Origin of the sequence: Neobacillus sp. YX16 (assembly GCF_030123505.1) — a bacterium.
Taxonomy (GTDB): domain Bacteria; phylum Bacillota; class Bacilli; order Bacillales; family Cytobacillaceae; genus Neobacillus.
Genome location: NZ_CP126115.1, coordinates 578,902 through 591,481, shown reverse-complemented (window position 1 = coordinate 591,481; position 12,580 = coordinate 578,902). Strand labels below are relative to the sequence as shown.

At 38.2% G+C, this 12,580-nt stretch carries 9 protein-coding genes; all 9 read right to left on the bottom strand.

The genetic code is table 11. The annotated features are described in order from the left end of the window. Positions 1-61: 61 nt before the first annotated feature. Positions 62-1,405, bottom strand: a complete 1,344-nt coding sequence (locus QNH48_RS02970) for an ABC transporter substrate-binding protein (protein ID WP_481858453.1) — start codon at positions 1,403-1,405, stop codon at positions 62-64. A gap of 216 nt (positions 1,406-1,621) precedes the next feature. Continuing rightward, a complete protein-coding gene (locus QNH48_RS02965; RefSeq protein WP_283953698.1) occupies positions 1,622-2,227 on the bottom strand; it encodes a YesL family protein in 606 nt (201 codons plus the stop codon). Positions 2,228-2,284: 57 nt separating this feature from the next. Beyond that, entirely contained in the window at positions 2,285-5,113 is a 2,829-nt protein-coding gene (locus tag QNH48_RS02960; protein WP_283953697.1) for a beta-galactosidase, read from the bottom strand. Positions 5,114-5,128: 15 nt separating this feature from the next. Further along, positions 5,129-6,031, bottom strand: a complete 903-nt coding sequence (locus QNH48_RS02955; RefSeq protein WP_283953696.1) for a carbohydrate ABC transporter permease — start codon at positions 6,029-6,031, stop codon at positions 5,129-5,131. Next, complete coding sequence (locus QNH48_RS02950) at positions 6,018-6,938, bottom strand: carbohydrate ABC transporter permease (RefSeq protein ID WP_283953695.1); 921 nt, start codon at positions 6,936-6,938, stop codon at positions 6,018-6,020. Before QNH48_RS02950 ends, QNH48_RS02955 begins: the two co-directional genes overlap by 14 nt. A 56-nt stretch (positions 6,939-6,994) precedes the next feature. Continuing rightward, entirely contained in the window at positions 6,995-8,293 is a 1,299-nt protein-coding gene (locus tag QNH48_RS02945) for an ABC transporter substrate-binding protein (protein WP_283953694.1), read from the bottom strand. A 219-nt stretch (positions 8,294-8,512) separates the two neighbouring features. After that, positions 8,513-9,925: a sigma-54 interaction domain-containing protein gene (locus QNH48_RS02940; protein ID WP_283953693.1), complete on the bottom strand. Its 1,413-nt coding sequence runs from the start codon at positions 9,923-9,925 to the stop codon at positions 8,513-8,515. A 123-nt stretch (positions 9,926-10,048) separates the two neighbouring features. Continuing rightward, positions 10,049-10,825, bottom strand: a complete 777-nt coding sequence (locus QNH48_RS02935) for a 3-hydroxybutyrate dehydrogenase (RefSeq protein ID WP_133371412.1) — start codon at positions 10,823-10,825, stop codon at positions 10,049-10,051. 53 nt (positions 10,826-10,878) lie between these two features. Then, a complete protein-coding gene (locus QNH48_RS02930) occupies positions 10,879-12,315 on the bottom strand; it encodes a GntP family permease (RefSeq protein ID WP_283953692.1) in 1,437 nt (478 codons plus the stop codon). Between the last annotated feature and the right edge of the window lie 265 nt (positions 12,316-12,580).

Below are 12,580 nucleotides of genomic sequence, written 5' to 3'. Positions count from 1 at the left end.
TCCTCAATCCTCCTACCGGAGTTGTACAGGTATGATAAAAACCCCTCGATAGACAAACCGTTTATTGATTGTTGCTAAGAATTTCTTGTACCCTCTGTTGTGCAACCTCAATCGTCCTATCAATATTTTGTTCACCAAAAATTAATTTTTCATATTCTTCGTTTAGTACTTTATAAATTTCGGCCTGATTTGGAACAGGTGAAACAAACTTTGAGGATTTGGCGTTTGTTAATACATCTATCAGTGATTTTTTATCAATTTTCTCAGGATTTTTTGTACCATTAAGTATTCTTTCAATGATAATAGAAATATCATGATTACTCACCTTATTCCATGACGGCACGTTTTTACCTTGAATAATTTGACCTTCTGTCGTGTACCATCGGATAAATGTGTATGCTTCTTTCTTATGTTCTGATTTCGCTGCAACCGCCATATAGTCCGTTGTGACTGGAGTATACCCACCCTTATCAGCTTTTTCATTTTTTGGGAAAGGCGCAACTGTAACATTGAAATTTAATGGATTCAGTTCAGTGCCTCCAAGCTCGGCATTTATCCAGCTTCCAATGATGATGGAGCTAGCAGCTTGTGTAAAAAACTGTTCTCGGTAATGAAGCTTTTGAGTCAGGACCTCCTCATACGGAACAGCTGAATGGTCCTCTTTTTCCATCTTTACTCTCATTTCAAGTGTCTTCTTAAAGAAGGGATGTTCCAGATTAGATTTACCTACTTCTGTAGTAAATTCTGAATCTTCATTTTCACTTGCAAGTGCAAGTCTCAGATACTCCAGCCAGCTTCCATTCTGAGGTCCGTGGAAATAGGTTCCGTAATGCCCGTCTCGTGTCATGGCTTTCGCATATTCCATGAATTCATCCCAAGTCCAATCCTTTGGGATTGTAAGACCTGCGGCATCCAAATGATCTTTATTTAAAAGAACAAACCAAGGATTAAATTTACCTGGCAGAGCATAATATTTACCGTTTATTTGAGTATCCACCTTATATTCTTCTGTAATTTTGTATCCTTCTTCGTTAATAAATTCATCCAGAGGTGCAGCCATACCCATACTTACATTCTGGGAATAACTAGCGGATTCACTGAACATGATTACATCCATTTGTTCCCCTGATGCTGCTGCAAGACCTAATTTCTTGGCTGCTTCCTGCGTGTCTCCTTTTTCACTAAGAATAACTAATTCTACATCGATATTTGGATATTTTTTTTCAAAAGCTTCAATGGTGTTCTTCCAGTTGTAGGATTCCTCATTTCCATGAGAATGGAACTTTATCGTGACCTTATTGTCATTTTTCGAATCGGACGCTGCCTTTTTACCGCTTTCTGAACATCCTGTGACTAGGACTGAAAATAGTACGGTACCTATCAAGAAAGCCCAAATCTTCTTCATCCTCATCCCCCCGGAGATTTAACTCTGAATGAAAACCTTTACAAAATATTCCTCGATTCTACAAATTCTTATAAATTATTATACTATTTTTCAGAAAATTTGACATCTCATTTTGGGGGGAGTTTGAGTTGAAAAATATAAAGGAGACTGCCTCAATTAGGTAGCAACTTGCTCCTTATGAACCAATCTCCTCTTCCACCGCTAGATAAACTTTAATCACTGCTTTATTGATAATGCAGCGTGAATAAACTTCTTTTCTGAAAACCAATACGTAATAAAGGCTGTAACACTGAAAAAGAAGAATACTAAGAAAAAGGAAAATCGAAGTGATATAAAAATCAAGCCAATTATGGTCAATAAATTTACTAAAGTTATGAAAGGCTTAAATATTGCTAATTGAAAAGCACTTTTCATTAATTGTTTGGATGAAAAGTAACCATTAACCATTAAAGGTAATAGATAAAGAACCGAAATGAATAAAAAGAAGCTGATCATCACTAAACAAATAAAAAGAATTTCATTCATACCTATTTGCATCCGACTAATGAGATAGAAGTCAGCAAAGATTAGCAAAAATAGTCCCGTCACAACTGGGCCGATTATCATACTCTGCTTAAAATTTTCAACAAAAAGAGATTTGTAGGTAGTAAAAACAGGAGGATCATTCTTTTTAACCCATTGTCTAACCACTCCAAAAAGTGCTGCCGCAGCAGGAAAGATGGTTATGATTGGGAGACAACTAACTAAGAATAATAGGTTTAAATAAGAAAAACGATATATCCATGTGCACACACGATGAACTAAGCCATCTACTTTAAACATTTAATCCACTTCCTTAACTGTTTTTACTACCACGCTGCATTATTAATCCACTTTACATTATCTACTTTTCCATTCATCTATCACTTGTAAGAAACGTATCTCTTCAATAACACCAGGTTCGCCTCGTTCTATAGACTCTAACAAAATAGCAAAAGTATTACCTTCTTTGCGAATCCATGGGCCAGGGATAAAAGTTAATTGATCATTCCCGCCTCTCATTTGAGGTTTCGAAGTACTGGATGGATTCCATATCCGGCCAATCAATCTACCATTCAAATACAAAGTTAACTTCATATTTGAACCGCTGGATAACACCTTCCAACAGCTTGTTGGATCAATGCCATCAAGATCTCCAAATAGCCATGCACTGCTCCCAGAAACTAACTCAACAGGTAAAGATGTTGGGGCTGCTAATGATTTTGCCTTTACAGCTTGGTTCCATAAATCAGCTTCATTTGCAGAAGTTAACTCCCAATCTATCGCTTTTATACCCTCGTAAAGGATTACAGCTCCATTACTTAAGCCATAATAGGTTTCTAGAAATAGAGTTAGATGTACTTCCTCGCCGCCCCTGACCCATGGAGTAAGGTCTAAATATGGGGTTAATGGATTCACCCTGTCTGCCTCGTTCCCATTAATAAATACTGTAACAAGAGACTTTACTCCCGGAAGGTGAAGGACCCATGTGTTTGAATGTGCAGATGGAGAGAAGCTTTTTCTGTAATAACCATACGATGGATGATGTTCTGTCATCCAAGAACTCCAGCTAATGAGCGGCCAGCTTTTAGTGTCACAAGATAAAGCTGTGTATACATGATGCTCATTAGAGGTGCGAACTTCTTTAAAGCGCCAATTACTGTTAAGTTGTAGAATATCGGTCACTGCAACAGCACCCGTTAACCCTTTTTGTCCCTTCAGACGAAAAGCAGGCAGCCGGGCATCATCAAAGTTGGAATGTCCCCAAATTTCAGAACGAACCAATAACTTCATATCTTTGCTAGATTTTTCAGCTTCAAACGGAATATAATAACTTCCGCCTCCAGGTACAACCGTACCATGATATTGGTCGTCTGTATAAACAGAGCAAATATCACTTGCATCTTGCAGCAGAACTCCTGATACACCTTTAGATTCTGGTGAAGTAAATTTAGCTTTATACCAAGAATATCCTTTGTATATCCCTCTGTTTTCCAACCATTCTGCATCGGAGCCAAGTTGTTGAGAGTTTCCACCTAATTCTGGTGCACCGTTATTTAAAGCAGCTGCTGACCATTTGATTTGAGGGATTTCCTTATCTATTGATTGTGTAGTGAACTCATCAAAAATTAATTGTCCATCTACTAGTACTTCCTTTAATCTAAGTGCTTGTTCACGCTGAAGCAATGTAATAGTAAGGATTTGGCCTGTTGTTAAGATGAGTTTAGCAGAGCCTGCAGCATTTCTTTGAGCTGTAAAGGTTAATAAGTTTCCTTCTTGTTTTATCTGGAGATCACCATTCGTTTCAACCTTCACCAGATTTGGAAGAAATAGTGATAATTCCGAATCCCCTTGCCCGGAGAACACAAAGTTAGTTTGATCGCCATGAGTTTGTGCATCAATCAGTTCAGCAGAAGCAAATTCTAATCTTCCCTGAGGTACACCCCAATGACTTAACGGCGTTTGAGCTAATAATAATGGGCAGCCCCCCTCTGGAATCGTAAGCTTTGTATGTTCCGGAAAGGTATTATCTTCTAAATGAATAGCAACAGTTTGCTCTTGGTTACTAACATTAGGTAAGGAATACAAATAACCGCCTCCATGCAGCTGCAAGACATTAGGTCCTGTCACCTCATATGAGGAGGCTCCGCTTAACGTAAAACCGTGATCATTTGTATAAGATGATAGAGCCAATGAATCACCTGCAGCTTGTATCACCCGGCTCATTAATCTGCCTTCATATGCTTCAGGACGTACTTCTCCAGTAGAAGAAATCATTCCTCCAAAGTCATAATCAGAAGTCAAAAGCGCGAGCGGATCACCCCAATTATTAGCTGCGTTGGTAAACCCAAAATTTGTTCCTGACACCTGTAAGTAAGGTCCTAATAGTTTTGCTCCACCTGCCAATAAACGTCGCAGTAAAAAGTGAGATCTATTTGTTTCCGTTACCATTAATGGTACATTTTGTGCGCTTAAGTCATCTACATATGCGTGAACCTTAGCCTCAAACTCTGGATCTCGATCATTTGGATATAAATTACACGCCGGGATAACACCCTTTGAGTTTCCTGTTGCTAAGAATAAATCCCCTTGACCTGCACAGGCAATTAATGGAACCTCTAAACCTTGAACTACCGCCATGTCCCGAAGAGCTGAAATATATCCCTCAGGGTCTTGGCAGCCATAGAAATCAAGTTCGTTATCAAGCTGAACACAAATGATGGTTCCCCCATGTCCCAATTGATATTTTTTTAGAATGGGCAAAATCTGATCAAACCATCGATTAACGTGTTCTAGAAAGACAGGATCATTATCTCTCAATCTCATATTTGTATCGGAAAATAAGTATGCAGGAAGTGCACCGCCATCCCACTCAGAACATATATATGGTCCTGGACGTGCCACAACATAGAGTCCTTCTTCTGCTGCCATCTGCAGAAATGCTTCTACATCCTTCTCTCCTGTAAAGTCCCAATCATTTTGTTCCATTTCATGAAAGTTCCAAGGAAAGTAGACATCTATACAGTTGTACCCAGCCTTTTTTACTTTTAATAGACGATCTTTCCAAAGATCTCTTGGAATGCGAAAATAAAAGAGAGAGGCACAAAGGATAACCGTTGGCTCTCCATTAATTTCAATCCCATTTTTGGATAATTGAATACCTGTTTTTGTTTTATCTTGTACATTCATAGAATCCCTTCTCCTTTACCCTTTTAGGGCTCCACCAAGTTTGATTCCACTCATAAAATACTTCTGACCTACTGCGAAGAGCAAAAGAGTTGGAATTAATGCTAATAACGTTGCGGCAAACATCATACCATAATCTGTAATTCCCTGTTGGCCCGCGTTTAAACTATAGATTCCAAGCTGTAAGGTAAACTTGTCTGGATCATTCAAGTAAATAAGCGGTCCCATGAAATCATTCCAATTGGCGTTAAATGTCCAAATCATGATCGTGATAATAATTGGTTTACACATTGGGGCGATAATTCTCGTAAGAATTCCAAAGGAACTGCAGCCATCCATTTTGGCGGACTCATCCAATTCTTTTGGGATTCCCATAATAAATTGACGTAATAAAAAGATGTTAATCGCAGCTGCAAAAAAGTTGGGAACAATTAGTGGTAAATAGGTGTTAATCCAGCCAAATTCTTTAAACATTAAAAATTGCGGAATCATTGTTACCTGTCCGGGAATCATCATGGTTGCTAATACAAGCAGGAATACCACATTAGCTAGCGGATGACGAAAGCGTGCAAATCCATAAGCGACACAAACGGAGGATAATACTTGTCCGATAATCGCGCTGATGGTAATAATAAGCGTATTTGCTGAATACTGAAACATAGGAAAAATACTTAGAACACGGGAATAATTATCCCATTTAAACTCAGAAGGAATCCATTGAATTGGAACGGAAAAGATTTCACTTGACGGTTTTAATGAAGCCGAAATGGTCCAAACCAAAGGTAATAACAGCGCAGCTGCAATGACAGTAAGAACCAAATACCGTAAGGACCGCAAAATAATCTTCGGAAGTTTTGATCTTGTACTTGCTTTTTGATTTATTTGAACTTGTGAAATGACCTCCGAATTAGTTTGACTCATAGTATACCCACCTCTTTGAGACTACTAGATTAATAACAGTCAATACCATTATCATGATGAACAGAATCCACGCGATTGCAGAAGCGTATCCCATTTTGTAAAAAGTAAAAGCATTGTCAAATAAATTAACCATTAAACTGTCTGTCCATGCTTTTTGATTACCAGGCATAATCTTTGGCTCCATAAATATTTGGAAAGAACCAATAATTCCCATGGTAACTTGAAAGAATATAGCAGGGGTTATCAATGGAAATGAAACACTCCAAAATTTCCTCCATCTTGAGGCTCCATCTATTTCAGCTGCTTCCAGCAGTTCCTTAGGAACACCTGCTAACGCTGGCAGCCAAATCATCATGCTTCCTCCTACACCCCATAGACCTACAAGTATAACTGCTGGTTTAGACCAAAACTCACTCTGAGACCAACCGGGACCCTCAATTCCAAACCATCCAAGTGCTGCATTAATTAATCCAGCATCTCCATTTCCGGTTCCTGGATACAACAAGTAGCTCCATAACATAAGGACAGCTACTCCGCCGAACACTGCCGGCAGGTAAAAAATAATTCTGAAGGCATTTATTCCTTTAATTTCTTTTGAAAGCATGATTGATAAGAGCAATCCTAATGTCACAGAGAGCGGAACCCCTACTAACGCATAAAAGATTGTATTACGTAAGGCATTCCAAAAATAAATCTTATCTTCCATTAGTTCTTTATAATTATCAAATCCCACCCATTTAGGAGGAGTGATGATATCCCATTGCATAAAACTTAGTGCTAATGATGAAAAAAATGGGATTGCAGTAAATGCTAGAAAACCAATAATCCAGGGTGAAATATAAATCCAAAAATTTCTCTTTTCATGTTTGGAAATGGAAGAATATACTTGTTTTGTTTTTGCCATCATAGAACCCTCCTAACTTATAGGAGGATAGAAGTAATTACCTCTACCCTCCCCGTTCTTTACTTTGCCTGTTGGGCCTCAGTAAGCATTTTATCTACTTGAGGCTTCATATCTTTTAGTTGTTTTTCAACATCTGCATTTTCTGAAAAAATTGGAGCCAAGTAGGTATCTGCTAGTTTGTTGATTTCGCCCCACTTTGATGTAATTGGCGGTACGAAGGCACCATCTACTGAAGTAACAAGCGCTTGAAGGTTTACTGCATCTCCATGAACTTTAAGGTAAACATCAGAGTTAGCAACTGATTTTAAAGGAGGTACTTCTCCACCTTCTTTGGCCAAAATGGTTTGACCTACTTCACCTGTCCAAAACTTTACAACCTTCCAAGCAGCATCCTTGTGTTCAGATCCTTTTGGAATCGCAAACGCATTAGAGAATAGCGGAGTTGTAAATTTTTCCCCTGTAGGAATAGGAGCAACTTCCCATTTGAAGTCTTTAATGTTTGCAATCGCTGATAATATATGCCACGGACCATCTACTAACATACCAATCTTACCGCTTGTCCATAAATCAACGCCTTTTGGTATATCACTAGCAAGAGGAGCAGCTTTATCCTTATAGATTAAATCCTGCATGAATTGAAGTCCCTTTATTGATTCTGGTGAATCCAAATTAAACTTAGTATGGTCTTCTGTCATTAAGCTTCCGCCAAATGATTCAACATAAGCCATGTAGTTTGCCCACCAAGTTCCAACACCTTGAACACCGAAAACTCCATCTTTTTTGTTGGTGATTTTAAGGGCTGCATTATGGAAATCTTCCCATGTCCACTTGTCAGTCGGATAAGGGATACCATTTTTATCAAATAAATCTTTATTATATAACATGATCATTGCACCTAAACGCATTGGCATCGCCATGACTTTATCGTCGTATGTGTATGCTTCCATACCTGCGCTGAAATAATCATCCTTAGAAACTCCGTCTTTTTCCATATATGGTGTTAAGTCTTCTAATGTTCCTTTGCCAGCATACGTATTAAATGCTTCTGCTAACTGAACAACGTCATATGAAGATCCGCCAGCCATGGATGTTAGTAATTTCTGATCATATCCATCAGAAGGAATCTGAATTAATTTAACATCAATATCTGGATTCTCTTTATTGAATTCTGTTCGAATGGCTTCCATTCTTTTCTTGTCAAAGTCCCCTCCCCAATACGTAAAGGAAACTGTTTCTTTTTTGTCTCCATCACTACCGGATGAGCCAGAGGTTTTTGCGGAATCACTAGAACAACCTGCTGCAAGTAATGTCGCAGAAAGCGTTAATGCAGTAAGTATTTTCTTAAAACTTTTCATCATTTACCCCCCGAATTTCCTTTTTTTAAACTACAAAATAAGTATCGTCTCCATATACCTTTTCCCTTGCCTTCACCTCTCCTTCTTTACCTGTAAGCCTTTTCATAAAAATCTTATCAAATTTACTTGACCTCACTATAATAATAATTTTACTTGTTATACGAAAATTTTGACCATTCGCACAAAGAAGGGCATCTTCCGTATAGGAAGATACCCTTCTCTTTAATGAATAGAATATATTTTACATTTCTCATAGAATTTAGTTTTCCCTACATCAAGTAACCTTGCTGCCTCCAGCTTATTACCATTCGCAATAGAAAGAGCATTTAGGATTGCTTGTTTTTCCACTTGTGCAAGTGTTTCCTTCAATGACTGAACAGGCATGTCTGCAACGATTACCGATTCGTCCACGTTTGATACTTTAGGAACACTTATTGTCTCATAATCTCGTAAATATAATGGCAAGTGTGCAATTTCTATTGTGTCCCCGTCTAAAACATTGATAGATCTTTCTAAAACATTCTCGAGTTCTCGAATATTCCCTTGCCACTTATGCTGATTGAGTCTCTCTACGACTTCAGCAGAAAGCTTGATACCCCTCCGGTAGAACTTTCTTTCTAGCTTTTCTAATAGTTTAATGGATATTAACTCGATATCACCTTTACGTTCTCTTAGTGGGGGAATTTCAATTTTGATTACATTTAACCGGTAATATAAATCTTGACGAAATGTTCCTTCTTCTACCATTTCCTCTAAATTCCGATGTGTAGCGGCAATGATACGAACATCTACAGAAATTGATTTTTGAGCACCGACAGGCAGTATTTCCCGCTCCTGCAAGACTCTTAATAGCTTACTTTGCATCGCGAGCGGCATATCCCCAATTTCATCAAGAAAAATCGTTCCACGATTAGCAATTTGAAATTGTCCTTTCTTCCCGCCCTTTTTGGCACCTGTAAATGCACCCTCATCATAACCAAACAATTCCGATTCCAATAAATGCTCCGGAATAGACGCACAATTTATTGGCACGAAAGGAAAAGAGGCACGCGTGCTATTATTGTGAATGGCAGAAGCAAACAACTCCTTTCCCGTACCTGATTCTCCAAGTATTAGAACGGCTGATTGACTGTTAGAAACTCTTTCTGCTAATTTTTTGACAGCAGTGAAAGAAGGACTATTCCCAATTAGGTTACTGAAGTAATATTTGCTTTTAACGTTTTTTTCTGCTTTTGTTTTATAATAATTCACTTCTTCAACGAGATGCTGAATCTTATTCTTGTACAATAACCAATCTTCGGGATTACGAAACATGACCGTTCCAACGGCACCTACTAATTCACCGTCTATAATAAGAGGATAACGGTTGGCAATCATATCACTGCCGTTGATAGGATGAAGGGCGGCCAGCTCTTTTTGTCCAGTTTTGGCGACGATATGCATCCTTGAGTTCTCAATTATATCTTGAACAGGCTTTCCTATAGCCTTTTCAACCGAGGTGCCTAGAAAATCACAATAAGCTGCATTGATATAAAGAATAACGCCTTCCCGATCAACCACAACAATACGTTCACCCGCAAGATTAATAATCTCTTCAATCCAATGATATGGGATTTTTTCCGTTCCTAGTTTCATAGCTTTTCACCCTAGTTGTTTGTTTAAGTTAAGTATAACAAAATGAGTCAATATTTACTCAGGGACAGAGTTTTCCAAATAAAAGAAATCCTGTTCGGGAGAACCGAGCAGGATTTCTTTTCGTTATTGTACTGTATAACCGCCATCAAGAATAACAGCTTGACCTGTAATTCCTCTACCCTTATCGCTAGCCAAGAATGTAGCATAATCAGCAATTTCTGATACAGCTAACAGCCTTTTTTGCGGCACTAGTGTAAGAAGGACATCATCGATTACACGTTCCAGACTGACATTTCTTGTGATAGCCAAGTCTTTAAGCTGATTTCTCACTAGTGGTGTATCCACATAACCTGGGCATAGAGCATTAACAGTGATTCCATGTTCTGCACCTTCTAACGCAGCTACCTTTGTTAAACCAATAACTCCGTGCTTCGCGCTATTATAGGCAGCCTTTCCAGCAAAACCAATCACACCGTTAATCGATGCCATATTGATGACTCTTCCAAAGCCCTGTTCTTTCATGATAGGGAATACATGTTTAATCCCAATAAACGGAGCTGTCAGCATCACTTTTACTAAAAACTCAAATTTTTCAGTAGGGAAGTCCTCGATTGGAGAAACATATTGAAGTCCAGCATTATTTACTAAAATATCGATTCTTCCAAACCTGCTATGTGCAGAGCCTAAAGCATTCTTGAATGCTTCCTCATCTGTAACATCACAAGGAGCAGAAAAAGCTTCATATCCTTGTCCTTGCAGTTCTTCTGCAACCATGTCACTCTTTTCTTTATTTAAGTCAGAAATGACCACTTTTGCTCCCTCTTGTGCAAAAGTCTTAGCGATTTCCAAACCTATTCCACTTGCGGAACCAGTAATAAACGCAACTTTCCCTATTAACATGTATTGCCCCTCCTAAAATATCTAGTTACTAATCTATGTAAGGTTACTTGATTTTATACAAGACCTAAGAAAGTATAGACAGCAATAATGAAGAATACAGCTATTGTTTTGATAATTGTAATCGCAAAAATATCACGGTAGGATTGTTTATGCGTCAAGCCTGTTACAGCTAAAAGTGTAATAACCGCACCATTGTGTGGAAGTGTATCCATACCGCCTGATGCCATTGCAACAACACGGTGCATAACTTCAGGTGGAATATTAGCTGCTGCAATTGCCTTATTGTATTGATCCGCCATAGCTCCTAACGCAATTCCCATACCACCAGATGCCGAACCTGTAACACCTGCAAGAGTACTAGTTGTAACAGCACCATTTACCAGAGGATTTGTGAAAGTAGTAGAAATTCCATCACTAATTTTTGTAAAGCCAGGAAGTGCAGCAATAACACCGCCAAATCCATATTCAGCACCAGTATTCATGGTTGCTAGTAATGAACCGCTAATACTTTGGTTGATACCTTCTTTAAATTTATTAGATACTCGTTTCCAATCATATAATAGTGAAGAAAGAATACCGACAACTAATGCCATTTCAATAGCCCAGATGGCAGCACTTGCTGTAACGTCGATTGTATATGGTAAACCAATAGCTTTAAAATCAAAACCATTTGGATACCATTGCGGGATAAACGTAATGAAAAGTTTATTGGTAACCCCTACTAGAATAAGTGGGACAAATGCTAAGATTTGTCTTAAAACAGATTGGTTAGAGGTTAAATCAGGAACATGTTCTTCTTTTTCTTCAATTAAGTCTTTTGCTAAAGCTGCGGCATTCTCAGCACCGAAGCCATAATAACCTTCACCGGCTTTTTCTGCCTTTTTCCTTCTCATTTCGAGGTAAAATAAGCCAAGCGTTAAAACAAAGATTGCGCCAATGATACCAAGAATTGGTGCTGCATAAATGTCTGTTTTAAAGAAAGCAATCGGAATAACGTTTTGAATTTGCGGCGTTCCTGGTAAAGCATCCATGGTGAATGTAAATGCACCAAGAGCAATTGTACCTGGAATAAGTCTTTTAGGAATATTAGCTTCTCTGAACATTTGAGCAGCAAACGGATAGATAGCAAATACTGCTACAAACAAGCTTACTCCGCTATATGTTAAGATTGCCCCTAGTAAAACAATCGTTAACATGGCCCGTTTTGCACCTAATATACGAACGATGGTCTTCGCAATAGATTCCGCAATTCCTGACATTTCAACGACCTTCCCGAAGATTGCTCCTAGTAAGAAGACTGGGAAGTACGACTTGATGAACCCAACCATTTTTTCCATAAATACCCCAGAGAAAAATGGTAAAACTTGACTTGGATCAATAAATAAAACAGCTAAAATGGCACATAATGGAGCGAATAAAATAACTGAAAAACCGCGGTAGGCGGCGAACATAAGCAGTCCGAGCGCCAGAAGAATAACAATTAAATCCATTTAAATCCCCCTATTTAGTTATTTTGCATGTTTCAAACAAATACCCCTTAGTAAGCGTTTCCATCAAATACTTACATTTATATTATTGCAAGTTCTATGCCAAATGCATTTGATTTCTAAATAGTAGTAATATTCACTATTATTATACTAATTAATTATTAATATCTAGTAGATTACTATTAGATAATTAGGAATCATTCCTGGATGATTTTTCCGGAAACACGGAATATTAATGATTGTTAATTCCGGCATTCCGGAAATTTCC